This is a genomic window from Nonomuraea sp. NPDC050540 (assembly GCF_044457485.1).
Taxonomy (GTDB): domain Bacteria; phylum Actinomycetota; class Actinomycetes; order Streptosporangiales; family Streptosporangiaceae; genus Nonomuraea.
In genome coordinates this window covers 412,978-438,603 of record NZ_JBITHA010000006.1, presented here as the reverse complement: position 1 = coordinate 438,603, position 25,626 = coordinate 412,978, and the positions used below count along the sequence as shown (strand labels likewise).

Sequence of the window (25,626 nt, the reverse complement as noted above, 5' to 3'; positions counted from 1 at the left end):
CACGGCCTTCACCAGGTGACCGGCAGCGCGCGCACGCCGTAGAAGACCGCCTGCTCCTTGAACTCGAGCCGCTCCAGAGGTACGGCCGGCGCCAGCGTGGGCACGCGGCGGAACAACGTGCCGAACACGACCTGCAGCTCCACGCGGGCCAGCGGCTGCCCCAGGCACTGGTGCGGCCCGAAGCCGAACGCGATGTGGTGGCTGCTGTCCCTGCCCACGTCGAGGGCGTCCGGCTCGGGAAAGGCCGACGGGTCCCGGTTGGCGGTGCTCTTCACCACGATGATCCCCTCGCCCCTGCGGATCAGCTGCCCGCCGACCACGATGTCCTCGCGGGCGACGCGGCGCGCCTCGGTGTGCGTGACCGACAGGTAGCGCAGCAGCTCCTCGACCGCGACGGCCGGCGCGACGGAACCGTCGCGCACCGCGGCCAGCTGTGCGGGGTTCGCCAGCAGTGCGGCGGTGCCGAGGGCGATCATGTTCGCGGTCGTGTCGTGCCCCGCCACCAGCAGCAGCTGGCCCGTCGTCGCGATCTCGGCGCGGCTCAGCACGCCTTCGACGGCCAGCCGGCTGAGCACGTCCTCGCCCGGTTCGGCCCGTCTGCGGTCCACCAGGCGTTCCAGGTAGGCGTGGAGCTCCTCGCTGGCCGCCAGGGCGCGCGCGGGGTCGCCCTCGTCCATGACGAGTTCGCCGGCCACACGCTGGAAGAAGCCGCGTTCGGCGTACGGCACGCCCAGCAGCTCGCAGATCACCAGCGAGGGCACCGGCATCGCGAACGCCTCGAACAGGTCGGCGGGCTTCGGGCCGTCGAGCAGGGCGTCGATGAGCCCGTCCACGATCTCCTGGATCCTGGGCCGCAGCGCCTCCATCCTCCTGACGGTGAAGTCGGTGGTCAGCAGCCGCCGGTGGGTGACGTGCTCGGGCGCGTCCATCTGCATCAGGGTCTTCATGCGGGCGTCGCGGGCCTTGCTGACGGCGTTGGTGTGCGGGAAGCCGGGCTCGGCGACGTCGACGCTGACGCGCGGGTCGGCCAGCAGCGCCCGGGCGTCGGCGTGCCGGGTGACCATCCAGGCCGTGCCGCCGTCCCAGAGGCGTACGCGGGCGACCGGGCCGTGCAGCGTCAGGCCCGGCGGCGGGTCGAAGGGGCAGCGGGCGTCGCGGGGCATGGGGAAAGCAGGGGTGTTCGCCATGTCCTCCAGCCTGTCGTTGAACGCGGCCCGGAGACTTCCGGCCGTTTCGCGCAGGTCAGGCGTGGCGCAGCCTCAAGCCCGGAGGCAGGTTGATCTGGTGTCCTTCCCGAATCCCCGGTAGGTTCCGGGCGTGTCCGTGCAACTCGCCCTCCTCGTGAATCCGGCCGCGCGCGGCGGCCGTACCGTGCGCCTGTTGGAGCCGGTGGTGCGCCGTCTGCGTGACGGGGGCGCCGACGTGTCGGTGATCGTCGGCGACGACGCCGCCGACGCCCTCGCCCGAGCCTGTACGGCCGCCGCCGAACGCCCCGACGCCCTGGTCGCCTTCGGCGGTGACGGGCTGGTGCACCTGGCGGTCCAGGCCGTGGCGGGGACCGGCGTGCCGCTGGGCATCATCCCCGCGGGCACGGGCAACGACATCGCCGCCGCCTTCGGCCTGCCGCGCAAGGACCCGCTGGCCGCCGCCGACGTGGTGCTGCGCATGCGTCCCCGGCGGGCCGACGCCGCCTGGATCGATGCCGGCGACGGCGTGGGGGAGTGGTTCGCCGGGGTGGTGTGCTGCGGGTTCGACTCCCGGGTGAACGAGCGGGCCAACCGGCGGACGTGGCCGCCGGGCATGGCGAAGTACCTGGTGGCGCTGGTGGAGGAGCTGCGTACGTTCCGGCCGATCCCGTTCCGGGTGACGCTGGACGGCGGCGAGGTGATCGAGCGGGAGGCGATGCTGGTGTCGGTGGCCAACACCAGCTCCTACGGCGCGGGCATGCGGGTCTGCCCGGACGCGCGGCCCGACGACGGGCTGCTGGACGTGATGGTGCTGCGGGCGGTGTCGAAGGGGGAGTTCCTGCGGGTGTTCCCCAGCGTGTACCGGGGCACGCACGTGCGGCATCCGGCGGTCTCGATCCACCGGGTCCGCACGGTCACGCTTGAGGCGCCGGACGTGGTCGCCTACGCCGACGGCGAGCGCGTCGGCCCGGCCCCGGTCACCTGCCGGATCGAGCCCGGCGCCCTCCACATCCTCACCTGATCTACTTTGTAAAGGCGCCGTCAGATCGCCACGGTGGCGAGCGTCTCCATGGCGGCCCTCTCCCGTTCCGACAGCTCCCGCAGGATCGCCGCCGCGTCCTGCGCCTTGCCGTCGGTCAGCAGCTCCGCCACCGCGCTCCACCTCGGCGCGATCTCGGCGTACATCGTGTGCGCCCGCCGCAGCGCCGGGTCGTCGGCGATCGTCAGGCACTCGGCCAGGAAGTCCCGGTACAGGTTGCGGAACAACGCGCCCCCGGTGCCCGCGCGCTCCATCAGCATGCCGGTCTCCGGCGGCAGCCGCTCCACCAGATCGGCCGTCTTGGCGATCCCGCGGTGGCCGAAGTTGGCGATGGGCGCGGCCAGGAACTCGGCCGCGTTGGCGCGGACGGCCGGGCCGATCACGGGGGCGAGGTCGCCGGGCCGGCCGGTGAGGGTGAAGGACAGGTGGCGGGCGGTCATCGGCCCCCGCTCGGCCCGCGCCGCCGCCAGGCTCTCCAGGCTGGTGGTCACCGCGCCGCCCTGCTGGCCGGTGTCCACCAGGTACGCGCGTTCGTCGTCGTAGCCGTACATGGCCACCACGTGGCCTCCGAAGCGCACCTTGGCGCTGAAGTACTCCAGGTGGTAGCTGTCGAGCTGCAGACCCACCGGCAGCCCGGACTCCAGCGCCGCCCGCACGTTCTCCCAGCCCTTGCGGGCCGAGCCGGTCTCGCGCACCACCAGGTCGAGGCCGAGCCGCCGGGCCAGGTTCTGGGTCAGCTCCATGGGCTTGATCCGGCCGCCGACGAAGCCCTGCCAGTAGATGAAGCCGAGCCCGGAGCCCAGGCCGAAGAGCATGGGCTCGGACAGGTCCGCGCCCTGGTGGCGCAGCAGCACGCCCAGGGCGCTGGTCTCGCAGTGGGCGGTGCCGTACGGGGAAATGTCGTGGAGCATCATGCGGACCAGCATGGGCTCTCCGGCCATGGGAGAGTCCACCCCGGCCGCGCGGCTACCTGGCCTGACCGGAAAGGCGGTTTCGGTAGGCTGATCGGTATGACGACGCCAGCGGAGCGCTACGCGGCCTTCCGCGAGAAATTCGGGGACGACGGTACGGCCCTCAGGTCGTTCCGTGGACTGTACGACTTCGAGCTCGACGAGTTCCAGCTCGACGCCTGCCGGGCGCTGGAGGCCGGCGACGGGGTCCTGGTGGCCGCCCCCACCGGATCGGGCAAGACGGTCGTCGGCGAGTTCGCCGTGCACATCGCCCTGGAAATGGGCATGAAGTGTTTCTACACCACCCCGATCAAGGCGCTGTCCAACCAGAAGTACAACGACCTGGTCAAGAGGTACGGCACCGCCAAGGTCGGCCTGCTCACCGGCGACAACAGCGTCAACGGCGAGGCCCCGATCGTGGTCATGACCACCGAGGTCCTGCGCAACATGCTGTACGCGGGCTCGTCCACGCTGTCCGGCCTCGGCTTCGTCGTCATGGACGAGGTGCACTACCTGGCCGACCGCTTCCGCGGCGCGGTGTGGGAAGAGGTCATCATCCACCTGCCCGAGTCGGTCAGGCTGGTGGCGCTGTCGGCGACGGTCTCCAACGCCGAGGAGTTCGGCGAGTGGATGGGCGAGGTGCGCGGCGACACCACGGTGATCGTCGACGAGCACCGCCCGGTGCCGCTGTGGCAGCACATGATGATCGGCAACAGGATCTACGACCTGTTCATCACCGACGAGCTCACCCCGCGCATCAACCCCACGCTCATGCGGGTCACGCGCGACGCCGAGCGCCTCACCCAGGGCAAGGGCAGGCGTGGCTACGGCCGTCCGCAGCGCTCCCGGCCGCCGGACCGCGCCCAGGTCATCGAGAAGCTCGACAGCGAGGGCCTGCTGCCCTCGATCAGCTTCATCTTCTCCCGGGCCGGCTGCGACGCCGCGGTCATGCAGTGCCTGTACGCCGGGATCCGGCTGACGACCGAGCGCGAGCAGCACGAGATCCGCCAGATCGTCGACGAGCGCACCGCCCACCTGCCCGACGAGGACCTCGCCGTCCTCGGCTACCTGGAGTGGCGCGACTGCCTGGAGCGCGGCCTGGCCGCCCACCACGCGGGCATGCTGCCGGCCTTCAAGGAGGTCGTCGAGGAGCTGTTCACGCGTGGCCTGGTCAAGGCGGTCTTCGCCACCGAGACGCTGGCGCTGGGCATCAACATGCCCGCCCGCAGCGTGGTCATCGAGAAGCTCGACAAGTGGAACGGCGAGACGCACGCCGACCTCACGCCGGGGGAGTACACGCAGCTGACCGGCCGGGCGGGAAGGCGCGGCATCGACGTCGAGGGCCACGCCGTCGTGCTGTGGCAGCCGGGCATGGACCCGCTGGCCGTGGCGGGGCTGGCGGGCACCCGCACGTACCCGCTGCGCTCGAGCTTCCAGCCCTCCTACAACATGGCCGTCAACCTCGTCGGCCAGTTCGGCAGGGAGCGCACCAAGACGCTGCTGGAGGCCTCCTTCGCCCAGTTCCAGGCCGACCGGGCCGTGGTCGGGCTGGCCAAGCAGCTGCGCAAGCAGGAGGAGGCGCTCGACGGCTACCAGGAGGCCATGACCTGCCACCTGGGCGACTTCCCCGAGTACGCGGCGCTGCGCCGCCGGTTGTCCGACCGCGAGGCGGAGCTGTCCAAGGAGCGCGGCGCCGCGCGGCGGGCGGCGGCGGTCAAGTCGCTGGAGGCCCTGCAGCCCGGTGACGTCATCCGGGTGCCCGGCGGGCGCCGGGCGGGGCTGGCGATCGTGCTCGACCCGGGGCGCAACCCGCGCGGCCACGGCCCGAGCCCGCTGGTGCTGACGATCGGCAAGCAGGTCAAGAAGCTCGACCCGGCCGACTTCCCGGTGCCGGTCGAGCCGATCGAGAAGCTGCGCATCCCCAAGAACTTCAACCCGCGCGCGCCCAAGGAGCGCGCCAACCTCGTCTCCACGCTGCTGGCCAAGATCGGTGACCGCGATCTGGGCAAGCCGCAGCGCGCCCGCGACCACGCGGTGGAGGACGAGGAGATCAACGAGCTGCGGCGCCGTATCCGCCAGCACCCGTGTCACGGGTGCGACGAGCGCGAGGACCACGCGCGCTGGGCCGAGCGCTACTACAAGCTGCTGCGCGAGACCGAGGGCCTGCGCCGCAGGGTCGAGGGGCGCTCCCACGTCATCTCGCGCACCTTCGACCGCATCTGCGCGGTGCTGGAGCAGCTCGGCTACCTGGAGGACGAGAGCGTCACCGACGAGGGCCGCCGTCTGGGCCGCCTCTACACCGAGCTCGACCTGCTGACGGCCGAGTGCCTGCGCCAGGGGCTGTGGGAGGAGCTCGACCCGGCCGAGCTGGCGGCGTGCGTGTCCGCGCTGGTCTTCGAGTCGCGCCAGGCCGATGACGCCCGCCGTCCCAAGATCCCGGCGGGGCGCGCCCAGGACGCGCTGACCAAGATGGTGCGGCTGTGGGGCGAGCTGGAGGCGATCGAGAACGACCACGCCCTGCAGACGATCCGCGAGCCCGACCTGGGCTTCGCCTGGGCGGCCTTCCGCTGGACCAAGGGGCACAGCCTGGACGCCGTGCTGGCCGACGGCGTCAACGGCGGCGAGCTGGCCGCGGGCGACTTCGTCCGGTGGATCAAGCAGCTCATGGACCTGCTCAGCCAGCTCGGCGCGGCGGCGCCGAAGGACAGCAAGGTCAAGGCGACCGCGGGCAAGGCGATGGACGCGATGCGCCGCGGCGTGGTGGCCTACTCGTCACTGACCTGAGCCGGTCAGGGCGCGCTCCGCACGGGAGCGCGCCCGGGTGCGGTCAGACGCGCTGCCAGAGGGCGGCGACGTTCGGCGGCTCCCAGCCGGGCAGCGCGGTGTGCGCCTGCAGGCACTGGTAGGTGACGCCGTTGTAGGTGGCCCGGTCGCCGGGGCGGTAGGCGGTGCCCGAGGCCCACGTACCGCCAGGCTGCGTGGGAGTGGGGGTCGGCGTGGGCGTGGGGGTTGGCGTCGGGGTCGGCGTGGGGGTCGGGGTCGGCGTCGGCGTCGGGTTCGAGCCGCCGAACTGCACGTCGGAGCAGGTGTAGAAGGCCTCGTTGCTGCCTACGACCCGCTGCCAGATCGAGTACAGGATGTGCCGGCCGGTGCGCTGCGGGATGTCGATCGTCCAGTTCGTGAACGTCGTGGGGTTGAAGTTGTTGAACGTCTTGATGTGCACCAGGTCCGACCAGCGCAGCGGCTGCGTCGGATTCCAGCCTTCGCGGGTGATGTAGAACTCGAAGTTGCTGTTCGAGTGCGGCGCGGAGGCGTGGTAGGTGATGGTGCGCGGCCCGGCGCTGAACTGCGTGGCGGGCCAGTCGGCGCGCTGCAGGTCCAGGCCCCGGTACTTGTCACGGCCCGCGCTGCAGAGCTTGCCGTCCGGGATGATCTGCCGGTGGCGCCCGCCGGCCTCCAGCAGGGAGACCTCGTTCCAGTCGTAGTAGGCCTGGGTCCCGCCGGCGGCGACGGCCGCCTTGCAGGCGTCGGACTTGGGCGTCTCGGGGCCTTCGTTCTTGCAGGTGTAGACGCGGCTGGGCGGGTTGGACATGGTGCCGTGGGCGAGGGCCGGAGTGCTGGTGAGGACGGAGGCCAGCAGGGCCAGGGGCAGGCTGGCGGTGGTCGCGAGGGCCACCTTGTTTCGGGTTCGCAACTGTCTCTCCTGGAGAACGGGGGGTGAGGAGCGCGCAGCAGCCGATGTATCTTTTAGGAAACTTTCCTAAGAGTTCAACTATCGCCGAAGGGACGGTTTGACGCAAGGGATTGACGGATGAATGACGAAACCCTACGCTCCCGAATTTGCAGGAAACTTTCCTGTAAATTCGAGCATCAGGCCCCCGGCCCCCGTGCGTGCGCAGCCGCGGGGGCCGGGTTCTTCCCTAGTCGCTCTGCACGAACCGCTGGGCGAGCTGCCTGCCCAGCGTGATCGCCTGGTCGTGGTCGTCGATGGTCTGGACCTTGGTCCCGGTGCCGGTGAAGACGATGGAGGTCACCGGGCCGTCGGTGCCGCCGTTCTTGGGGTCGGGGTTGATGCCCAGGTTCGCCGCGGCCGCGTACGAGGCCTCGCCGATGATCGCCGCCGGGCCGGTGTCGCCCATCACCGTGTACTCCACCTGGCCGTTGTAGACGATCGCGACCACGGTGCCGCAGCCGATGCCCCTGGTGCGGTAGTCCCAGGTGCCGCTGGGACCTGGAACCACCATGTACGGCAGGCGCGCCGCGTTGAGGTAGCCACCGCCACTGGCCGGGCAGAAGGTCTGGGGCTGGAAGCAGCAGTCGGTGTCCTCGTTGCACTGCGCGGTGCGCACCCCGTCGCAGTCGATGTCCATGTCGCCCGTCCAGTGGACCGCGCCGGTCTTGGCGCAGACCGCGATGGTGCCCGTGGCGACGTCGGCGTCGGTCTTGTAGCGGCCGTTGGAGATCTGCTGGCAGGTGGTGACCTTGGACAGCAACTGCTCGGCGGTGGGCCCGCCGGTCCCGGTGTCGGCACGGCCGGTCACCGGCGCGCCGGCGGCCGACTCGTTGCCGGCGGCGTCGAGCGCGGTGACGGTGTAGGTGTGGGTGGAGCCGGTGGCCAGGCCGCCGACGGTGGCGGCCGGCGTCGGCGAGGTGGCCACGACGGCCGTGCCCTCGTAGACGCGGTAGCCGGTGACGCCGACGTTGTCGCTCGACTCGGTCCAGGCCAGCGAGATGCTGGTGGCCGAGGTGCCGGTCACGCGCGGACCGGTGGGCGCGGTGGGCGCCTGGCCGTCGGGGCCGCCCGCTCCGCTGACGGTGATCCGGTCGACGTTCGGGCCGCCGCCGCGGGCGCGCGCACGGTCCATTCCGTGTACGGCCCCGCCGCGTTGTCACTGTTGACGGAATCCGGTGCCGGAGAAGCCCGGGTGGTTGGCCTCGGCCACGCCCCGGACGCTGGTGGCGTTCTCGGCCTCGTAGCGGGTGGTGGCGGCCTGGGCGGGCAGGACCGCGATCAGGGACAGCAGCAGGACGCATAAGGAAAGCACCGATAAGCGGCCCATGCCATGCTCCTTCCGAATTTATTAGGAAAGCTTCCTAACGACCATGTTGATCCGTTCTGGTGAGGATTGCCAGTCATTCCCTTGCATGGCCGTCCCAGCGGGCTTACGATCCGCGTAATTCTTAGGAAACTTTCTTTAAAGAAAGGCCTGGCACGTGCGCCGATCACTCACCCCCCTGATCGCCGTCCTCGTGGTTCTCGCTCTGTCGACCCTGCCCGCCAACGCCGCCGGCCGGCTGCTGGCCGCGTTCAGCCTGTCGGGGACGACCGGCACGTTCGTGGTCAGCAACCCCGGCACGAGCGCCGTCACGGGCTGGTCGATCGTGTTCGAGTTACCCTCGGGCGTCACCGCGAGCAATCCCCAGAACGCCACCATCCGCCAGAACGGCACCAAGGTGACGCTCACCCCGGCCTACTACATCGACAATCTCCAGCCGGGCAAGAGCACCGAGCCGTTCAGCCCCAAGGTCACGCTCAGCTCGGCCGTACAGCCGACCAGTTGCAAGGTCAACGGCGCGAACTGCGACGGAACCGGACCCGAGCCACCCGCCCCCGCGCCCGTCACCGCCACCTATGACGTCAACGGCACCTCCGCCAAGATCGTCGTGGCCAACAACGGCACGGCCGCGCTCAACGGCTGGAGCGTCGTCTTCGACCTGCCCGCCGGCGTCACCGCGAGCAACGCCCAGCACGGCTCCATCAGCCAGAGCGGGCGCACGGTGACGCTCTCGCCCGCTCACTACAACACCACCATCGCGGCCGGACGCACGACCGAGCCCTACAGCCCGGCGTTCACGGTCAGCAGCGCCAACGCCGAGCCCACCAGCTGCCGTGTCAACGACGTCAACTGCGACGGCTCCGCCGACGCCCCGCCCGGCGCGCCCGGCAACCCGCGCTCGCCGGTGAAGACCACCAAGACCGTCTCCCTCGCCTGGAACGCGGCCACCCCCGGCAGCCTGCCGATCGTCGGGTACGAGGTCTACAACGGCAGCGCCCTGGCCACCAGCGTCACCGGTACCGAGGCCACCGTCACCGGGCTGACCCCGAACACGTCCTACACCTTCACCGTCAAGACCAAGGACCGCAAGGGCACGCTCTCGGCGGCCAGCGCCCCGGTCACGGTCACGACCAACAACCCCGCCGACGACACCCAGGCGCCGACGGTGCCCGGCAACCTGCGCAGCACCGCGCGTACCTCCGCCAGCGTGACGCTCGCCTGGAACGCCGCCACCGACAACACCGGCGTGGCCAACTACGACGTCTACGCCGGCTCGACGCTGGCCGCCACCGTCACCGGCACGACCGCGACGGTCACCGGGCTGTCGCCGTCCACCGCCTACAACTTCACCGTGCGCGCCCGGGACCTGTACGACAACCTCTCGGCCGCCACCGCCCCCGTCGCCGTGACCACGCTCGACATCGTCGAGACCGGTTACGCCCGCGTCGGCTACTTCGTGCAGTGGGGCATCTACGGCCGCCAGTACTTCGTCCGCAACCTGGACACCACCGGCGCCGCCGCCAAGCTCACCCACATCAACTACGCCTTCGCCAACATCGACCCGGTCAACCTGACCTGCCTGCAGGGTGTCACCAGGGGCACCACGCCCAACCCGCAGGACCCCAACCAGGGCGACGGCGCCGGTGACGCCGAGGCCGACTACGGCAGGCCCTTCAGCGCCGGCCAGTCCGTGGACGGCGTGGCCGACACCGGCTGGGAGAAGCTGCGCGGCAACTTCAACCAGATCAAGAAGCTCAAGGTCAAGCACCCGCACCTGAAGGTGCTCATCTCGCTCGGCGGCTGGACCTACTCCAAGTACTTCTCCGACGTGGCCGCCACCGACGCCGCCCGCAAGAAGTTCGTCTCCTCCTGCATCGACATCTACATCAAGGGCAACCTGCCGGTGGTCAACGCCGCGGGCGGCCCCGGCGCGGCGGCGGGCGTCTTCGACGGCATCGACCTCGACTGGGAGTGGCCCGGCGCCGAAGGACACGCCGGCAACCACGTCAGCCCCAGCGACAAGGCCAACAACACGCTGCTCATCGCCGAGTTCCGCCGCCAGCTGGACGCCCTGACCACCACGACGGGCAAGCGCTACCAGCTGACCGCGTTCACCCCCGCCGACCCGGCCAAGATCGCGGCCGGCTGGGACCTGCCCAACATCGCCCCCAACCTCGACATCTTCAACATCCAGGGCTACGACTTCCACGGCGCCGGCAGCGACAACTCGTGGGAGCCCTTCCGCACCGGCCACCAGGGCAACCTCTACCTGGACGCCGACAGCCCCTACAACCCCGACTTCAGCGTGGAGAAGGCGGTCAACGTCTATCTCGACGCCGGAGTCAGCCCGCGCAAGCTGACCATCGGCCTGGCCTACTACGGCCGCGGCTGGAAGGAGGTCGCCGAGGGCGGCAAGGCCGGCGAGTGGCAGTCGGCCAACGGCGCCGCCCCCGGCCAGTTCGCCGAGGAGGCAGGCACCCGCGGCTACAGCAACCTCATCGCCGGCGTGCCCGGTTGCGCGGTCAAGCACGACGAGGCCGCCGTCGCCACCTACTGCTACACCGGTCCAGGCGGCCAGTGGTGGAGCTTCGACGACACCTGGTCGATCGGCAAGAAGACCGCGTGGATCAAGAGCAAGGGCCTGCTGGGCGCGATGATCTGGGAGATGTCCGGTGACACCGGCGCCCTGACCACCGCCCTCGACGCCGGCCTCAGGTAAGCCCGCTCCGGGGCGACCCCCTCTGGATAGGGGTCGCCCCGGCACGGCAGGGGTTGGACCACCCCGCCCGCCTGGCTTTACTGCCTGTATAGGCGAAAAAGAAGGCGGAGGTGTACCCGAAATGGGCGACCAGCTCACCCAGCAGGCCGTGTGCAACACGATGAAGGGCATCGTGGCCCGCGTCCTCCAGGTCGAGGAGGGCGGCATCATGCCCGGCTCACGCATCACCGACCTCAGCCTCGTCGAATCGATCAAGCTGCTGCGCATCGGCGGCCGCATCGAGCGCGCCTTCGGCATCGAGCTCGACAACGAGGTGCTCTTCCGCACCGCCACGCTGAGCGAACTGGCCGACGAGGTCCACCGGCTGTGCCTGCGCGAGCAGGAGCAGGCCGCCTGAGAACACCGAGCGGGTCAGGAGAGCGGCATTGAACACCTTCCCGTCCGCCGAGGCCCTTGAGCACACCCTCGGCGACCCCCACCTGCCGAACGGCCCGCTCACCTACGCCGCCGCCATGGCCGGTGACCGCGCGGAACGCCGTCCGCACGCCTCCCTGGACCGCCTGCGCGGCTGGGGCTACCCGGCGTTCCTGGTGCCCGCCGCGCTCGGCGGCCGGCTCACCTCGCTGGAGGAACTGCTCGCGCTGGCCCGCGTCGTGGCCAGGCGCGACCCCACCGCCGCCCTGATCGCCACCTCGCCCTGGATGGCCGGCGTCCCCGTCTGGCAGGCCGGCACCCCCGCCCAGCAGCGCGCCTACGCCGACGCCGCCCTGCGCGGCCAGTGGTCGGCGCTGTCCCTGCGGGAGCCGGAATCGCACCGGCCGCACGAGGGCGGCACGGACACGCTCACCGCCTGCCGCGCCGACGGCGGCTACCGCCTCGAAGGCACCGCGACCATGGTCAGCGACGTGCGCATGGCCCGCTTCGCCTGCCTGCAGGCCCGCGAGCCCGAGACCGGCGCCCACACCCTCCTGCTCACCGACCTGGAGCAACTGCCCACCGCCGGGTACGAGCTGCTGCCCCGCGTGTCCACGCACGGCGTACGCGGCGCCGACGTGGCCGGGATCCGCTTCCACGGCGCGTTCGTGCCCGCCTCGGCGGTGCTCGGCCGTCCCGGCGGCGGCGCCGGCCTGGCCGCCCGCTCACTGGCCGCGATCAGGACCGTCCTGCCCGCCTTCGGCCTCGGCGCCCTCGACACCGGCCTGCGCTGCGCCTTCGACTTCCTGCGCCACCAGCGGGTGCACGGCGGCCGCGCCGCCGACCTGCCGCCCGTACGCGCCGAACTGGCCACCGCCTACCTCGACCTGCGCGTCGCCGAGACCGTCGCGAGCACCTGCGCCCGCCTCCTGCAGCGCCTGCCCGCACTCGCGCCCGTCTCCTCCGCCGTCGCCAAGTACCTGGTCCCGCACCTGGCCGAGCAGCGGCTGCGCCGGCTGGCCGGCGTCCTCGGCCCCCGCTACCTGCTGCGCCAGGACCACTGGTCGGGCATCTTCGACAAGCTGCTGCGCGACGCGCGGCTGTTCGTCCTGCTCTACGGCGCCGCCCACGACATGCTCGGCGCGCTCGCCGCCCAGCTGTCCTGCCTGGACGGGCCCGGGGCCGACCCGCGCCGCGCCGATCCGGCCTTCCTGCCCGGGTGCGTGGCGCCGCCGTACCCCTTGGGGCTGCGCGCGCTCGCCGTCGCGAGCGGAGACGACCCCGTCACGGCAGGACTCGACGAGGTGTGTACGGCGCTGCGCACCCACGAGCCCGCCCTGGCCGGAGCGGCGGCGCTGCTGCGGGCCGAAGGCGCCCGCCTGCGCGCCGGCGCCCGCGAGCCCGCCGATCCCGGCACCGAGCAGGGCCAGCGAGCGGGGGAGCGCTACGCCCGGGTCTTCGCCGCGCTCTGCCTGGCCAGGCGGCACCTGGCCGGAGAGCGGCTGCACTGGCTGGCCCCCGCGCTCACCGCCGTGCTGCGCCCCGGCACGCCGCTGCCCGGCGAGAACGTCGAGAGCCTGTTCCTGGAGCTGGCCATGGAGTACGCCGGCCGGTCCGCGCTGTCGCTGTCGCGGCCGGCCTGACGGGGAGGAGAGCGCATGGACGAGGCGATCACCCGCGCGCTGGCGGTCGCCGCCCAGCTCGACCGGGCGCTGGCCGACCCCATGGACGAGCGCAACCCCGCCTCCTTCCACGCCGCCGTCCGCGCCGACCGCGACGCCCGCTTCCCCCGGCACCTGTGCGGGTCGGCGCTGGCGTGGGGACTGGCCGAGTACCTGATCCCGGCGGTCTCCGGCGGCAGGCTCACCTCGCTGGAGGAGGCCTTCGCCCTGTTCAGGGTGCTGGCCAGGCGCGACCTCACCGCCGCCACGACGATCGCGGCCAGCTTCCTGTCGGCGCTGCCCGTCTGGCGCGACGGCAGCCAGTCGCAGCGCAGGGCCGTGGCCGGGCTGCTGCGCGAGCACGAGCTGATGGGGCTGCCGGTCGGCGAGGCCGAGCAGGGCGCGGACATCCTCGCCCGCGAGATCGCCGCCTTCGGCGACCGGCACGCGTGGCGGCTGGACGGGCGTACGTCGCTGATCGACAACGGCAGCCACGCCGCCGGGACGACGGTGCTGGCCCGTACGGGTGACGGGCCCACGACCTTTCTGCTGCTGCGCGGGGACGGCGAGCACTGGTGGTTCCAGCCCGCGCACGAGGCGCACGGCCTGCGCGGCGGCGCGCTCAGCCGGCTGACGCTGGCCGGGGTGCCCGCCGGGGACGCGCAGGTGGTCGGCGGGCTCGGGCAGGGCCTGGCCACGGCCGGGCGCACGTTGCCGGTGGCGCGGCTGCTGGTGGCGGGGCTGGCGCTCGGGGCGCTCGACACGTGCCTGCGGGCGGCGCTGCCGTACGCCGAGGAGCCGGGCAGGGACGCGGCGGAGTCCGCCGGGCCGGGCCGGGCCGAGGCGGGTGCGGCGGTGCTCGCGCGGCGGCTCACCGACGCCTATGCCGATCTGCTGATCGGGGAGGCGGTCTGCCACGAGCTGTGCCGGACCGCGCGTGAGGACCCGCATGCCTTCGCCGCGGCCAGCGCCCGCCTCGCCGGCCTGGCGGCGCGGATGGCGGGCGACGCCGTCGAGACGCTGGCGGGCGCGCTCGGCGGGCCGGGGTACAGCGCCGGCATCGTGGAGAAGATGCGCCGCGACAGCGCCGTGGCGGGCGCGCTGGCCGACGACCAGCTGCCTCCCGCGGTGCCCGGGGACGACCTGCCGCCCGACCCGTTCGTGCCGGTGCCGCCGGAACTGTCCTGGCTCGGCCCGCCGCCCGCCGCGCCGCCGCCCCGCGAGAACGGCCTGGCCGCCGCGGCCCGCGTGATCGGCGAGGACGGGCTGCCGGGGCCGCACGCGCCCCGGCTGCTCGAACTGCTCGGCTTCTTCCGCGCCCGCCGCTCCGGCTGCGCGCACGCCGAGGCCGCCGCCGCCTGCGCCGCCGCGTGGCTGCGGGCGCGGGGCAGGGACGGCTACCACATGTGCGGGGGCTGGCTGCTGCTGTGCCTGCGGCGGCTGGCCGTACTCCTGGGTCAGGAGCAGCCCGAGGACGGCGGCGTGCGCAGAGTCGCGCTGGTACGGCTGCGCAAGGCCGCCGAGCAGCGGCGGCTCTTCTCCGACCACGACGTCGAGCTCGCCTGACCACGCCGCAAACTGACCGCCCGGTCAAGATGCTGTCGTCAATGGTTCACCCATCGTCACCTCCGGGCCAGTTTCCTTGGCGATCTCGGCGGACATCCCCATGTCGAAGCCCGTCAGCCCCTCGGACGCATCCGCTGAGGCCCGCTCCCCACGCGGTGTCCGGCTCCTTGCCAGGAGGTTGAGATGTTCGCCCTCGTCGCCGCCCTGCTGTTCCTCCTCGCCCTGATCTTCGAGATCGCCAACGTGGCCGTCGGCGGCGTGATCACCGTCGCCACGCTCGGCACCGCCGGCCTGCTCTGCGTCGCCCTGCACCTCATGGGCGTAGGCGCCGGCTGGAGCCCCATGAAGAAGTGACCCCGGCCCTCCCACGGCGAGCCGCACACGTCCCGGTGTGCGGCTCGCCCGGTTTGCGGCGAGAATCACGGGCAGCATCCCGTGATCGCCAGGAGGGCTCTTTGCCGCTCAGACCCCACATCGACGCCGCGCTGGCCAGACGGCTGGTGGACAGCCAGTTCCCGCAGTGGGCCGGGCTTCCGCTCGCCCTCGTGGACCCGGGCGGCTCCGACCACATGATCTACCGGCTGGGCGAGGAACTCGCCGTACGGCTGCCGCGCCACACCGGCGCCATCGAGCAGGCGGCCAAGGAACTGGAGTGGCTGCCCCGCCTCGCCCCCCACCTGCCGCTGGCCATCCCGGTGCCGGTCGCGGTGGGCCGGCCGGACTTCGGCTACCCCTGGCCGTGGGGGGTTGCGCGCTGGCTGGAGGGCGAGGTCGCCACGGTGGAGGCGCTGGCCGACTCCGGCGAGGCCGCGGCGGAACTGGCCGCGTTCCTGCTGGCGCTCCAGGGCTTCGCCGCCGTCCCCGAGAGCGAACTGTCGGCAGAGTCGCTGGCCGCCCGCGACCGCTCGACCCGCGCGGCGATCGCGCGGGCGGACGGCGCCTTCGACGGCGCGGCCATGACCGCGCTGTGGGAGGAGGCGCTGGCGGCGCCGGAGTGGGGACGCGATCCGGTGTGGTTCCACGGCGACTTCCACACCGGCAACCTGCTGACCGTCGGCGGCCGGCTCAGCGCGGTCATCGACTTCGGCGGTCTCGGCGCCGGCGACCCGGCCTGCGACCTGACGATCGCCTACACCCTGATGTCGCCCGCCGGCCGCACCGCCTTCCGCGCGGCCCTGGACGTGGACGAGGCCACCTGGCTGAGGGGACGGGGCTGGGCGCTCACCACCGGCCTGAACGCCTACGACGCCTACGCCGCGGTCAACCCCCGGGTCGCCGAGCAGACCACCCGCCAGATCACCCAGGCCCTCACCGGCTGAGCGCGGCCGCCGCCCGGACGGCGACCGCCGCGGCGAAGGCCGAGATGACCGGATGCGGCCGGGACCCCTCGCCCGACAGCTCCGGCTGGAACAACGTGCCCAGGAAGAACGGGTGGCCGGGGATCTCCGCCACCCGCACCGACCCGTCCTCGGCCCGGCCGGTGAAGGCGAGCCCGCCCGCGCTCAGCAGCGCCTCGTGCCCGGGGTCCAGCCCGTAGGAGCAGTTGTACGCGGCCAGGGCAGAAGGCGCGCCGATCACCCGCTCGGCCAGCGAGCCGGGCGTCAGCAGGACCAGGCTCTCGTGCCCGGCCAGCGAGCACCGCAGCGGCGTCAGCAGGAACCGCCGGCCGTCCGGGTCGTTCTCGGCGTGCGCGACGTCCAGGCCGCACACGCCGCGCGCGAACTCCAGCAGCGCGTGCTGGAAGCCGCCGCACGTGCCGAGGAAGGGTATGCCGTGTTCACGGGCCGTGCGGACGGCGTTGACCGCGCCCTCCTCGCTGGCGTAGGGGCTGCCGGGCAGCACCCAGATGCCGTCGAAGCCCTCCAGGCCGGACACGGCCTCGGGCGTGGGGATCCAGTAGGCGTCGAGGGCGAGGCCGTCGCGCTCGCGCAGGGACTCGAGGATCCGGGGTACGCGGGCGTGGGCCCGCACGCTGGGCGAACGGTCGGCGACCAGGGCGATTCTCATGGCCATCAGCCTGCCCGGCCCGTGGGGATAAGGCCAACGACAGTTCCTGGTGTTCTGATAAGAATTGCTGATGGACTCGCGCCTGCTCCGCACACTCGTCCGCGTGGCCGGCCTGGGGTCGTTCTCGGCCGCCGCCGAGGAGCTCGGCTACACCCAGTCCGCCGTCTCCCAGCAGATCGCCGCGCTGGAGGCCGACCTGGGACTGCCGCTGCTGCGCCGGCGCCCGGTCGAGCTGACCGAGGCGGGCGCGCGGCTGCTGGAGCACGCCGGGCCGCTGCTGCTGCGCATCGACGCCGCCCGCGCCGACGTGCGGCGTACCGCCGCCGCGCCCGCCCACCAGCTCACGGTGGCCGCCACGCCGCTGGCCGTCACGCCCGGCATCGCGGCACGGCTGGCGCGCGCCCGCGCCGCCCAGCCCCGCCTGCACGTCGAGCTGAGGACCGCGAGCCGGGACGGCGTGGCCGTCGAGGTCGCCGCCGGCCGCGCCGAACTGGGACTGGCCGACGGCATCACCGCGCCCAGCGACCCGCTGCGGCTGCCCGACGCCGGGCCGATGAGCGCGCTCGGCGTGGCCGAGGAGGACCTGGTCGTCGCGCTGCCCGGCGGGCACCCGCTGGCCGGGCGCGCGGGGCTGCGGCTGGACGACCTGGTGGACGCGGTCTGGCTCCAGACCTCGCTGTGCCCGCTGGAACGGCTGCGCGACCTGCTCGGCGACGGCTTCAGGCAGGGCCTGGCCTACACCGGCGACGACGTGCACACGGTGCTCAACCTGGTCAGGGCCGGGCACGGGCTCACGTTGCTGCCCGCGTCAGTGGGGGAGGGGGTGCCGCTGCTGGGGCCGCGGCTGGTGCACCGGGTCGAGCTGCTGCACGCCTGGCTGCCCCCGGGCCCCGCCGCCGAGGTACGCGACGCCTTGACGCCCTCTCCCGCGCCCGCCTGACACCCCGAGCCGCCGGACTCCACAGGGTGCGGGCCAGGCCGCTGAAGGGCTACCACACGGAGAACCTCGGCCGGAGATCGAGACGCGTGGCCTCGTCAAAGTGCGTGGGGGCAGCGCCTCAGGGGAGGGTAAAGCGGATTTCGCGGGTCGCCGGGTCGGCCTTGGCGAGCCGTACCGTGACGCGCTCGCCCAGCGGCAGGGCGCCGTCGCAGCGGGCGATCACGGCGGGCTCCACGAGCTGGACCTGGCCGCCGGTGCCGCGTTCGTCCACGTCGATCACGACCGCGGGGAAGTCCTGGCCGATGCGCTCGCGCAGCAGGAAGGCCTCCACCAGATCCACGCAGGCCCGTTCCACGCCGCCCGCGCGCCGCCCGGTCGCCGCCATGACCTCGGGCAGTTCGGGCAGCGCCGCGCGTATCGCGTCGGGGATCGGCTCGCCCGCCGCCACCGCCAGGCACACCTCGGTGGCGTAGCGGTCCACCAGGCGCCGCAGCGGCGCGGTCACGTGCGCGTACGGCGCCGCCACCGCGGAGTGCTCGGCCAGCGCGGGCGGCTCGCCGTCGAAGGCCACGTAGCCGGACCCGCGCAGCAGCACCTTCGACTCCTGCAGGAACGCCGCCTGCTGCGGATTCTTGGGGTCGAGGCCGTGCACGACCGAGCCGTAGGAGGCGCCGTCGGGCCAGGGAACGTCCAGCGCCCGCGCCACCCGGCGCACCTTGGCCAGGTCGGCGGGCCGCGGCGGCGGCAGCACCCGGAGCACGCCGACCTCGGCGTCCAGCATCATGGTGGCGGCCGCCATGCCGGTCAGCAGGGAGATCTGGGCGTTCCACGCCTCGGCGGGCAGCGGGATGCGGAACTCCAGGCGGTAGCCGTCACCGGTGGCGACGACCTCCTGCTCGGGCGTCGGCAGCGTGACGCCGCCGCGCTCGCGCTCCAGTTCCAGGCGCAGCCGGCCGATCTCCTCCAGGAGCGCGAGGGTGCCGTCGGCGGTGCCGGTGTCGGCGGCGGCCTGCACGTAGGCGTAGTCGAGGCGCTCGCGGCTGCGGACCAGGGCCCGCTGGACGTCGGCGCCGACCATGCGGCCCTCGGCGTCGAGGTCGATCTGCCACACCGCGGCCGGGCGGGTGGTGCCGGGCAGCAGGCTGGCGGCTCCCTCCGACAGCACCGGCGGATGCAGCGGGACTTTGCCGTCGGGCAGGTAGACGGTCTCGCCCCTGGCGTGGGCCTCGGTGTCGAGCGCGCCGCCGGGCCGTACGAAGGAGGCGACGTCGGCGATCGCGTACCACACGCGGAAACCGTCGCGCCGGCGCTCCAGGTGGACGGCCTGGTCGAGGTCCATCGACCCGGGCGGGTCGATGGTGACGAACGGCAGGTCCGTGAGGTCCTTGCGCTCACCGTGGTCCGCGTCCGCGGCCTGCTCGGCCTCCCGGAGCGCGGCCGGCGCGAACGCCTCCGGCAGCTTCAGCTCCCGCCTGATCCGCTCGAACCCCTCGTCCAGCCGGGCCGGGACCTCGCCGTTCACGCGAATCTTGGTCGTCACAGGGCAAACCTACCCTCACCCCTTGATGGCGCCCTCCTCGACACCGCGGAAGAAGAAGCGCTGCGCCACGCCGAAGACGACCGCGATCGGCAGAAACGCGATCATGGTTCCGGCCGCGATGAGCCGGGGGTCGGAGCTGAAGGCGCCGCTGAGGTACTGCAGGCCGACCGTCAGCGTGTACTTCTCCGGATTGGTCAGGACGATCAGCGGCCACAGGAAGTCGTCCCAGGCGCCGATGAACGAGAAGATCACCACCACGCTGAGCATGCCCTTGACGTTCGGCAGCCCGATGCGGACGAAGCGCTGCCACGCGTCGGCGCCGTCGATGATCGCCGCCTCGTCCATCTCGTCCGGGATCGCGGCGAACGCGGTCCGCATGAGCAGCACGTTGAGCATCGCGATCGCGCCGGGCAGCGCCACGCCGAGCAGGGTGTCGGCCAGGCCCATGCCGCGCACGGTGACGTACTGGGAGATGATCGTCACCTCGCCCGGCAGGATGAGCGTGCCCAGCGTGAGCCCCAGCAGCAGCTTCACGCCGCGGAAGCGCAGCCTGGCCAGCGCGTACCCGGCCAGCGTGGCGCCGACGGCGTTGCCGGTCACGGCCATGGCGGCCACGATCAGCGAGTTGGCGATGTAGGACCACACGGGGATGCTGTCGGCGACCCGCGCGTAGTTGTTCAGCGTGGGCTGCTGCGGCAGGAAGGCCGGGATCTCGGTGAAGATGTCCTCCCCGCTGCCCTTGAGCGAGGTGGACAGCATCCACGCGAACGGGCCCACGGTCAGCACGAGCACCAGCAGGAGCAGCGCGTAGCGCAGCACGTTCTCCCCGGTGAAGCCGCGCATCTACGCCCCCTTCCTGTTGAGCCGCAGCAGCACGAGCATCGGGCCGACCGTGACCACGAACAGCACGAGGCTGAGCATCGAGGCGTACCCCAGATGGCCGGTGAAGCCGCGGGAGTACATCTGGATGAGCATCACGACCGACATGTCCTGGCCGCCGGGGCCGCCGGTGCCGTTCGAGAGCACGTAGAGCTCGGAGAAGACCCGCAGCGCCGAGACCGAGATCAGCACCGACACCAGCAGCATCGTGTTGCGCACGCCCGGCACCGTGATCGACCAGAAGCGGCGTACCGCCCCCGCCCCGTCGACCGCCGCGGCCTCGTGCAACTCGCGCCGCACGTTTCCCAGCGCCGACAGGTAGATGACCATGTAGTAGCCCATGCCCTTCCAGATCGTCAGGCTGATCGCGCTGAGCAGCAGCAGCCACCGGTCGGTCAGGAACGGCAGCGGCTCGGCGATCACCCCGAGCCACTGCGCGAAGCCGTTGACCAGCCCGCGGTCCTCCAGCAGCCACTCCCAGATCAGCGCCACCACCACCGCGGAGGCCACCACCGGCGTGTAGAAGGTGGTGCGGAAGAACGTGATCCCGGGCAGTTTCTTCTCCACCAGCACGGCCAGCAGCAACGGCGTCAGCGTCAGCACCGGCAGACAGACCAGCATGTAGATCACGCTGTTGAGCAGGGCGGTGGCGAGCTGGTCGTCGTTCAGCGCCCGGCCGAGGTTGGCCAGCCCGGTGAAGTGGCCGCCGCCCAGCGGCTTGGCGTTGGTGAAGGCCAGCACCACCGTGTTGAACGCCGGCCACAGGTTGAACACCACCAGCCACACCAGGCCGGGCGCGGCGAACAACCACGGGGTGAACCGGCCCTGGAAGGTCCTGATCACTGCTGGAGCAGCTCGTCGGCCTTGGCCACGGCGGTGTCCAGGGCCTGCTTGGAGGTGGTGCCCCCGCTGATCGCCAGCGAGAACTGCTGCTTGACGACCTTGGAGATGGCCTCGCCCACCTCGACCGGCTGCAGCATCTTCGCCTCGGGCAGCGACGCGAACGCCGTCACCTTGGCGTCGCCGCCGTTGGTGCCGTCGCTCTTGCTGAAGAACGGGTCGCCGGCCGAGGCCTTGGTGCTCGGGAAGATGGAGGTCAGGTGCGCGAAGGCCGCCTGGTTGTCCGGGCTGGTCACCCAGCGGGCCAGCGCCGTCGCCGCGGCCGGGTTCTTGCTCTTGGCCGAGACCGACACGCCCTGCACGTACAGGGGCGGGGTGCCGAACGCCTTGCTGGAGGCCACCTTGGGCGCCATCGACGGGTTGTCCACGGCCAGGGAGGAGATGAAGTTGCCGCCGGCCGTCGTCCAGGCCACCTTGCCCTCGGTGAACAGCTTGGCGTTGCCGGCGTAGTCGTCGGTCAGCACGTCCTTGGGCAGCAGGCCCTCCTTGAACGCCTCCCGGTAGCGGTCGAGCACCGCCACGGCCTCGGGGGTGTTGAAGGTGAAGCTCTTGCCGTCGTCGCTCATGACCTTCACGCCGGCGTTGGTCAGGTCGCCCAGCTCCGGCTTGCGGCTCATCAGGTACACCTTGCCGCCGGACTTGTCCCTGAGGATGCGGGCCTGCTCGATGAGCTCGTCCAGGCTCGCCGGCGGCTTGGCCGGGTCGAGGCCGTGCTTCTTCATCAGCTCGGCGTTCCAGTAGTTGACGTCGGTGTTGAGGTACCACGGGTAGCCGTAGACGCCGTCGAGCCCGGCGAAGCGGTAGGCGGCCAGGCCGCCCTCGACGTAGTCGGCCAGGGCGGCGGTGTCGGACCTGCCGATGTCGGCCAGCATGCCCTGGCGGGCCAGCGGCAGCGCGAAGTCCGGCGGAAGGTTCGTCACGTCGGGCAGCGTGCCGCTCGCGGCCTGGCTGAGCACCTTGTCGGCGTATCCTTCGCCGGGCTGGTCCAGCCATTCCACCTCGGTACCGGGATACTTCTTCTCGAAGGAATCGATGACACCCTGGACGTAGTCGGTGAACTTCGGCTTCAACGACCAGGTCTGCAGCGAGACCTTCCCCGTGATCGCGCTGCTCGCGCTCGCCGCGGGGCCGTTCGCGGGGGGCTCGGCGGAACCGAGCCCGCAGCCCGCGAGCATCAGGACCGTCGCCGTGGTCAGCGCTGTTAAGGGGAAGCGCATGGTGCACTCTCCTGCCGGGTTGCTAAACCGCTTCAGTTTTCGGGACTATCTACCCGCTGTACTTATCGTGTCAAGGGGAGGGGCCGTGGGACGGCCGACGATCGACGACATCGCGCGCAAGGTCGGGGTGTCCAGGGGCGCGGTGTCGTTCGCGCTCAATGGGCGCCCTGGCGTCAGCGAGGAGACCCGCGCCCGCATCCTCGCGGCGGCGGAGGAGATGAACTGGAGCCCGCACAGCGCCGCCAGGGCGCTGGGCGGCGCGCGGGCGCAGGCGGCCGGCCTGGTGATCGCCCGGCCCGCGCGCACGATCGGCGTCGAGCCGTTCTTCGCCCACCTGCTGTCGGGCCTGCAGGCGGGCCTGTCGGCGCGGGGCGTGGCGCTGCACCTGCTCGTCGTGGAGGACACCGCCGCCGAGATCGAGGTCTACCGCGGCTGGGCCCGCGAGCACCGCGTCGACGGCTTCATCCTGGTCGACCTGCAGGTGTCCGACCCGCGCATCGCGGTCATCGAGGAACTGGGCGTGCCCGCGGTGGTGCTGGGCGGACCCGGCAGGCACGGCACGCTGTCCAGCGTGTGGGCCGACGACCGCGAGGCCATGCTGTCGATCGCCGACTACCTGGCCGCCCTCGGTCACACCCGCGTCGCCCACGTGGCCGGGCTGCCCGGCTTCCGCCACACCCAGCGCCGCATCCGCGCCTTGCGCGACGCCTCCCGGCGGCTCGGGCTCGCCGAGGTGCTGTCGGTGCCCACCGACTTCAGCGACGCCGAGGGCGCCGCGGCCACCCGCTCGCTGCTGTCGCGCGCCACGCGCCCGTCGGCGATCGTCTACGACTCCGACGTGATGGCGGTGGCCGGGCTCGGAGTGGCCGCAGAGATGGGCGTCAAGGTGCCGCGGGAGCTGTCCATCGTGGCCTTCGACGACTCGGTGCTCAACCGCATCGTGCACCCCGCGCTGACGGCGCTCTCGCGCGACACGTTCACGCTGGGGGAGAAGGTGGCCGAGACCCTGCTGGAGACGCTGGAGGAGCCGTCGCGGCCGCGCGACGTCAAGACGCCGACGCCGCGCCTGACCGTCCGCGAGAGCACGGCCCCGGCCGCTAAAGGGGTTTAGTTACGGTACGGCGGCGCACCCAGTAGGCGTAGACGGCGGCGGCCAGGAGCGGCCCCCACACCGGGCAGGGGAACAACACCACGAACAGCACCCCGTCCAGCCAGGCGCTGTTCTGGACCGCGCCCGCCAGCACCCCCGGCGCCGACACGCACAGCGCCGCCGCCCCCGCCGCTCCCGCCCCGACCGCCGCCCTGACCGGCACCTCGCGCCCGCCCACCACGGGCAGCCACCGCGGGAACACCTCACCCCACCGGCTGATCAGCCCGAACGTCAGCACCACCGCCGCCAGGGAGCCCAGGCCGATCAGGAAGCCCTGCAGCCTGGTCGCCGCGTCCAACCCGGAGATGAGCACCACCATCCGGTCGGTGCGCGGGTCGAACCCGAACAACGGCCACGGAGTCGCCCACGAGATCCGCGCCAGCGCGTACGGCGCGGCGCCGAGCGCGGCCAGCACGGTCACCACCCGCCCCCACCGCCGTGGCCCCGCGACGGCGGCGGAGACGGGACGCAGCGCCGCGAGCGCCACCCACGCCCACCCGGCGGCCCCCGCCGCCATGCCCCACGACCACGCGATCCTGACCCCGAAGTCGCCGAACCCCTTGCCCAGGTTCCCCAGATAGCCGGCGACCGGCCCCGCGTCGACCAGCCCGGTCGCCGGCCCTGCCACCGCCGCCGCGACCAGGGCGGCAGCGGCGTACCCCGCCGGATGCCGCCGCAGGCACCCCACCACGATCAGCCAGAGCAGCGCGGCGGCCGACAGCGGGATCAGCGCGTACCCGAGCGAGGACAGGACGGCCGCGTCCGACATCACCAGCAGGAAGAACGCCGCCTCCAGCACCGCCCCGGCCGACGCCGGCCCGGGCCATGACCGCCGGACGGCCGTCAGCAGCAGCCCGAGAGCACCGGAGGCCAGCAGCAGCGCGGCGCCGGGGCCGCGCTCGATCCAGTGGTTGACGCCCACGGTGACGCGGCTGGCTGCGCCGTAGGGGTAGGAGCCGGGGACGGCCAGCCACAGCGCGCCGACGGCCAGGGCGGCCAGCGAGATCACGACCGCGCACGCCCACGGCCTGGTGAGGTTCTGCATGGTCCCGAGCCTGCCGCGCACGCCCCGGCCCGGTGATCACCCCGCCGGGCGATCCGCCTCCCCCTCACGGGGGAGCCGGTTCTGCGGGGTGTGGGTGAGCAGGTCGCCGGGCTGGCAGCCGAGGACCTCGCAGATCTTGGTGAGCGTGGTGAACCTGATGGCCTTGGCTCTGCCGTTCTTCAGGATGGACAGGTTGACGACGGTCACCCCCACGCGGTCGGCGAGGTCGGTGAGAGTCATGCCGCGCTCGGTCAGCAGCCGGTCGAGATGGACGCTGATGGCGTTGGTGTCGGCCTCGGCCGGCGACATCACACCGTGCCTTCGAGGTCGTCGCGCATGCGCACGCCGTCGCGCAGGACGCTCGCCACGGCCAGCAGGCCCAGGCCGAGGAGAGGGACGACCAGCGAGGCGTTCGCGGGGCCGTAGAAGGACTCGTTCCGCGCGAGTGTGTCCAGCAGCCGCATCATCGCGAAGTGTTCGAGCTGAGGAGCCAGCAGGCCGCCGATCAGCAGACACCAGCCGAGCAGGCGTACCTGGCCGACGACCCGCGGCAGATAGACCCCCTGGCGGGCCCGCCACAGCAGCCGCCACACCAGGAAGAAGGCCACGGCCGTCACCAGGAAGGTCGGGACGGTGGTGAGGGCCTGCCAGATGTACTGGACGGTGCCGGGGGAGCCCGTGAAGAACTCGACGGACCCGGCGGAGACGTGGACGCCCGGCAGGGCGCCCTGCGTGAAGGCGGGGTGGCCGTCGAGGCTGATGCCGAAGCCGTGGGGGGATCGGGCGACGGCGAGCCGGCTGCCCAGGCCGAAGAGCCCGGCCTGGGAGTAGAGGACCATGCCGGTGATCGCGCCGGTCGCGGCGACGAGGAGCGCGAAGATCGCGGGGCGTCGCGCCCTGCCGAGGACGCTGGGCTGTGCGGTGGCCATCAGACTCTCCTGGACATATCGTTTTTCGATGTTATCGAAAAACGATAGCATCGAAAAACGATATGGCAAGGGCTAGCCCGGGAAGCGCTTCGCCCTCTCGATGCAGTCCGGGCAGACGGGCAGGTCCACCGAGCGGGCGACGGCCTCCGGCGTGGCCGGGCGCAGGGAGGCCAGGACGGTGAGGCCCGGCGGCAGGCCGGTCTCCGGATCGACCAGGAAGGTCTCGACCTCCGCCGGATCGAAGCTGAACTCCCGCTTGCACCCGTAACAGCGACCCGTCTCCACCTGTCCAGCGTAGGGCCGCGGCCTGTAGCCTGGACGGGAGATGTTCCCGCCGGGCGCCGCCCGGCCGATCACGAGAAGGCGATGCCATGGTCGCCCCCCGGTCACTCCGGGGCGGACGGACAGGTGTCCTCGCCATGCCCC

Annotated in this window: 24 protein-coding genes; 10 read left to right on the top strand and 14 right to left on the bottom strand. The window is 72.4% G+C overall.

All coding sequences use genetic code 11. From position 1 onward, the window contains the following. Positions 1-8: 8 nt before the first annotated feature. Complete coding sequence (locus ACIBI5_RS23205) at positions 9-1,187, bottom strand: cytochrome P450 (protein ID WP_397249932.1); 1,179 nt, start codon at positions 1,185-1,187, stop codon at positions 9-11. A gap of 130 nt (positions 1,188-1,317) precedes the next feature. Between ACIBI5_RS23205 and ACIBI5_RS23200 the strand changes: the two genes are divergently transcribed. Then, positions 1,318-2,208, top strand: coding sequence for a diacylglycerol kinase (locus tag ACIBI5_RS23200; RefSeq protein WP_397249930.1), 891 nt, complete (start codon positions 1,318-1,320; stop codon positions 2,206-2,208). Positions 2,209-2,228: 20 nt separating this feature from the next. Here the strand turns inward: ACIBI5_RS23200 and ACIBI5_RS23195 are convergent, their stop codons facing one another. Beyond that, complete coding sequence (locus ACIBI5_RS23195; RefSeq protein ID WP_397249928.1) at positions 2,229-3,167, bottom strand: BtrH N-terminal domain-containing protein; 939 nt, start codon at positions 3,165-3,167, stop codon at positions 2,229-2,231. Positions 3,168-3,236: 69 nt separating this feature from the next. Here ACIBI5_RS23195 and ACIBI5_RS23190 point away from each other — a divergent pair, with 69 nt between their 5' ends. Next, positions 3,237-5,960, top strand: coding sequence for a DEAD/DEAH box helicase (locus ACIBI5_RS23190; RefSeq protein WP_397108062.1), 2,724 nt, complete (start codon positions 3,237-3,239; stop codon positions 5,958-5,960). Positions 5,961-6,003: 43 nt separating this feature from the next. Here ACIBI5_RS23190 and ACIBI5_RS23185 read toward each other — a convergent pair whose 3' ends face one another. From ACIBI5_RS23185 to ACIBI5_RS23175, 3 genes are all read right to left on the bottom strand, one after another. Continuing rightward, positions 6,004-6,870: a lytic polysaccharide monooxygenase gene (locus tag ACIBI5_RS23185; protein ID WP_397249926.1), complete on the bottom strand. Its 867-nt coding sequence runs from the start codon at positions 6,868-6,870 to the stop codon at positions 6,004-6,006. A gap of 226 nt (positions 6,871-7,096) precedes the next feature. Next, complete coding sequence (locus tag ACIBI5_RS23180; RefSeq protein ID WP_397249924.1) at positions 7,097-8,041, bottom strand: glycoside hydrolase family 75 protein; 945 nt, start codon at positions 8,039-8,041, stop codon at positions 7,097-7,099. A 24-nt stretch (positions 8,042-8,065) separates the two neighbouring features. Then, the gene (locus ACIBI5_RS23175; RefSeq protein WP_397249922.1) at positions 8,066-8,236 is read right to left on the bottom strand and encodes a hypothetical protein; all 171 of its coding nucleotides are present in this window, start codon (positions 8,234-8,236) and stop codon (positions 8,066-8,068) included. Between the two features lie 154 nt (positions 8,237-8,390). On the opposite strand from ACIBI5_RS23175, the gene ACIBI5_RS23170 reads away from it, so the two are divergent. The 6 genes from ACIBI5_RS23170 to ACIBI5_RS23145 all read left to right on the top strand — a co-directional run bounded on the left by ACIBI5_RS23170 (position 8,391) and on the right by ACIBI5_RS23145 (position 15,912). Next, on the top strand, positions 8,391-10,952 hold the full coding sequence (locus ACIBI5_RS23170; RefSeq protein WP_397249920.1) for a glycosyl hydrolase family 18 protein: 2,562 nt from the start codon (positions 8,391-8,393) through the stop codon (positions 10,950-10,952). A 121-nt stretch (positions 10,953-11,073) separates the two neighbouring features. Continuing rightward, on the top strand, positions 11,074-11,349 hold the full coding sequence (locus ACIBI5_RS23165) for an acyl carrier protein (RefSeq protein WP_379623571.1): 276 nt from the start codon (positions 11,074-11,076) through the stop codon (positions 11,347-11,349). A gap of 28 nt (positions 11,350-11,377) precedes the next feature. After that, positions 11,378-13,009, top strand: a complete 1,632-nt coding sequence (locus ACIBI5_RS23160) for an acyl-CoA dehydrogenase family protein (RefSeq protein WP_397249918.1) — start codon at positions 11,378-11,380, stop codon at positions 13,007-13,009. Between the two features lie 15 nt (positions 13,010-13,024). Further along, entirely contained in the window at positions 13,025-14,593 is a 1,569-nt protein-coding gene (locus ACIBI5_RS23155) for a hypothetical protein (RefSeq protein ID WP_397249916.1), read from the top strand. Between the two features lie 183 nt (positions 14,594-14,776). Then, positions 14,777-14,947 carry a hypothetical protein gene (locus ACIBI5_RS23150; protein ID WP_184968326.1) on the top strand — a complete coding sequence of 57 codons (171 nt, stop codon included), beginning with the start codon at positions 14,777-14,779 and terminating at the stop codon, positions 14,945-14,947. Between the two features lie 101 nt (positions 14,948-15,048). Next, entirely contained in the window at positions 15,049-15,912 is an 864-nt protein-coding gene (locus ACIBI5_RS23145; protein ID WP_397249914.1) for an aminoglycoside phosphotransferase family protein, read from the top strand. On the opposite strand, the gene ACIBI5_RS23140 is transcribed toward ACIBI5_RS23145, so the two are convergent. Further along, the gene (locus ACIBI5_RS23140) at positions 15,902-16,600 is read right to left on the bottom strand and encodes a hypothetical protein (RefSeq protein ID WP_397249912.1); all 699 of its coding nucleotides are present in this window, start codon (positions 16,598-16,600) and stop codon (positions 15,902-15,904) included. The genes ACIBI5_RS23145 and ACIBI5_RS23140 overlap by 11 nt on opposite strands. A gap of 70 nt (positions 16,601-16,670) precedes the next feature. Here ACIBI5_RS23140 and ACIBI5_RS23135 point away from each other — a divergent pair, with 70 nt between their 5' ends. Next, complete coding sequence (locus tag ACIBI5_RS23135) at positions 16,671-17,540, top strand: LysR family transcriptional regulator (protein WP_397249910.1); 870 nt, start codon at positions 16,671-16,673, stop codon at positions 17,538-17,540. A 118-nt stretch (positions 17,541-17,658) separates the two neighbouring features. Here ACIBI5_RS23135 and ACIBI5_RS23130 read toward each other — a convergent pair whose 3' ends face one another. Genes ACIBI5_RS23130 through ACIBI5_RS23115 form a run of 4 tightly spaced genes read right to left on the bottom strand, consistent with a single transcriptional unit; the run spans position 17,659 to position 22,076 of the window. Beyond that, positions 17,659-19,080, bottom strand: a complete 1,422-nt coding sequence (locus tag ACIBI5_RS23130; protein ID WP_397249908.1) for an RNB domain-containing ribonuclease — start codon at positions 19,078-19,080, stop codon at positions 17,659-17,661. A 15-nt stretch (positions 19,081-19,095) separates the two neighbouring features. Next, a complete protein-coding gene (locus tag ACIBI5_RS23125) occupies positions 19,096-19,923 on the bottom strand; it encodes a carbohydrate ABC transporter permease (protein WP_397249906.1) in 828 nt (275 codons plus the stop codon). After that, positions 19,924-20,802, bottom strand: coding sequence for a carbohydrate ABC transporter permease (locus tag ACIBI5_RS23120; RefSeq protein WP_397249904.1), 879 nt, complete (start codon positions 20,800-20,802; stop codon positions 19,924-19,926). It lies immediately after the preceding gene. Continuing rightward, positions 20,799-22,076 carry an ABC transporter substrate-binding protein gene (locus ACIBI5_RS23115; RefSeq protein WP_397249902.1) on the bottom strand — a complete coding sequence of 426 codons (1,278 nt, stop codon included), beginning with the start codon at positions 22,074-22,076 and terminating at the stop codon, positions 20,799-20,801. The genes ACIBI5_RS23120 and ACIBI5_RS23115 overlap by 4 nt, the downstream gene beginning before the upstream one ends. A gap of 85 nt (positions 22,077-22,161) precedes the next feature. Between ACIBI5_RS23115 and ACIBI5_RS23110 the strand changes: the two genes are divergently transcribed. Then, positions 22,162-23,187 carry a LacI family DNA-binding transcriptional regulator gene (locus ACIBI5_RS23110; protein ID WP_379623593.1) on the top strand — a complete coding sequence of 342 codons (1,026 nt, stop codon included), beginning with the start codon at positions 22,162-22,164 and terminating at the stop codon, positions 23,185-23,187. On the opposite strand, the gene ACIBI5_RS23105 is transcribed toward ACIBI5_RS23110, so the two are convergent. The 4 genes from ACIBI5_RS23105 to ACIBI5_RS23090 all read right to left on the bottom strand — a co-directional run bounded on the left by ACIBI5_RS23105 (position 23,174) and on the right by ACIBI5_RS23090 (position 25,485). Beyond that, entirely contained in the window at positions 23,174-24,271 is a 1,098-nt protein-coding gene (locus ACIBI5_RS23105; protein WP_397249900.1) for a hypothetical protein, read from the bottom strand. The two genes, ACIBI5_RS23110 and ACIBI5_RS23105, sit on opposite strands and share 14 nt — an antisense overlap. A gap of 36 nt (positions 24,272-24,307) precedes the next feature. Beyond that, the gene (locus ACIBI5_RS23100) at positions 24,308-24,580 is read right to left on the bottom strand and encodes a helix-turn-helix domain-containing protein (protein WP_397249898.1); all 273 of its coding nucleotides are present in this window, start codon (positions 24,578-24,580) and stop codon (positions 24,308-24,310) included. After that, a complete protein-coding gene (locus ACIBI5_RS23095; RefSeq protein ID WP_397249896.1) occupies positions 24,580-25,200 on the bottom strand; it encodes a DUF2975 domain-containing protein in 621 nt (206 codons plus the stop codon). The genes ACIBI5_RS23100 and ACIBI5_RS23095 overlap by 1 nt, the downstream gene beginning before the upstream one ends. A gap of 72 nt (positions 25,201-25,272) precedes the next feature. Further along, the gene (locus ACIBI5_RS23090; RefSeq protein WP_397249894.1) at positions 25,273-25,485 is read right to left on the bottom strand and encodes a hypothetical protein; all 213 of its coding nucleotides are present in this window, start codon (positions 25,483-25,485) and stop codon (positions 25,273-25,275) included. Positions 25,486-25,626 lie beyond the last annotated feature (141 nt).

What these genes read in the sequence shown, in the direction of transcription:
- ACIBI5_RS23205 (WP_397249932.1), bottom strand. Translation starts at nt 1,187, where the DNA reads ATGGCGAACACCCCTGCTTTCCCCATGCCCCGCGACGCCCGCTGCCCC.
- ACIBI5_RS23195 (WP_397249928.1), bottom strand. Translation starts at nt 3,167, where the DNA reads ATGGCCGGAGAGCCCATGCTGGTCCGCATGATGCTCCACGACATTTCC.
- ACIBI5_RS23190 (WP_397108062.1), top strand. Translation starts at nt 3,237, where the DNA reads ATGACGACGCCAGCGGAGCGCTACGCGGCCTTCCGCGAGAAATTCGGG.
- ACIBI5_RS23180 (WP_397249924.1), bottom strand. Translation starts at nt 8,041, where the DNA reads ATGGACCGTGCGCGCGCCCGCGGCGGCGGCCCGAACGTCGACCGGATC.
- ACIBI5_RS23175 (WP_397249922.1), bottom strand. Translation starts at nt 8,236, where the DNA reads ATGGGCCGCTTATCGGTGCTTTCCTTATGCGTCCTGCTGCTGTCCCTG.
- ACIBI5_RS23165 (WP_379623571.1), top strand. Translation starts at nt 11,074, where the DNA reads ATGGGCGACCAGCTCACCCAGCAGGCCGTGTGCAACACGATGAAGGGC.
- ACIBI5_RS23155 (WP_397249916.1), top strand. Translation starts at nt 13,025, where the DNA reads ATGGACGAGGCGATCACCCGCGCGCTGGCGGTCGCCGCCCAGCTCGAC.
- ACIBI5_RS23150 (WP_184968326.1), top strand. Translation starts at nt 14,777, where the DNA reads ATGTTCGCCCTCGTCGCCGCCCTGCTGTTCCTCCTCGCCCTGATCTTC.
- ACIBI5_RS23140 (WP_397249912.1), bottom strand. Translation starts at nt 16,600, where the DNA reads ATGAGAATCGCCCTGGTCGCCGACCGTTCGCCCAGCGTGCGGGCCCAC.
- ACIBI5_RS23135 (WP_397249910.1), top strand. Translation starts at nt 16,671, where the DNA reads ATGGACTCGCGCCTGCTCCGCACACTCGTCCGCGTGGCCGGCCTGGGG.
- ACIBI5_RS23125 (WP_397249906.1), bottom strand. Translation starts at nt 19,923, where the DNA reads ATGCGCGGCTTCACCGGGGAGAACGTGCTGCGCTACGCGCTGCTCCTG.
- ACIBI5_RS23115 (WP_397249902.1), bottom strand. Translation starts at nt 22,076, where the DNA reads ATGCGCTTCCCCTTAACAGCGCTGACCACGGCGACGGTCCTGATGCTC.
- ACIBI5_RS23105 (WP_397249900.1), bottom strand. Translation starts at nt 24,271, where the DNA reads ATGCAGAACCTCACCAGGCCGTGGGCGTGCGCGGTCGTGATCTCGCTG.
- ACIBI5_RS23100 (WP_397249898.1), bottom strand. Translation starts at nt 24,580, where the DNA reads ATGTCGCCGGCCGAGGCCGACACCAACGCCATCAGCGTCCATCTCGAC.
- ACIBI5_RS23095 (WP_397249896.1), bottom strand. Translation starts at nt 25,200, where the DNA reads ATGGCCACCGCACAGCCCAGCGTCCTCGGCAGGGCGCGACGCCCCGCG.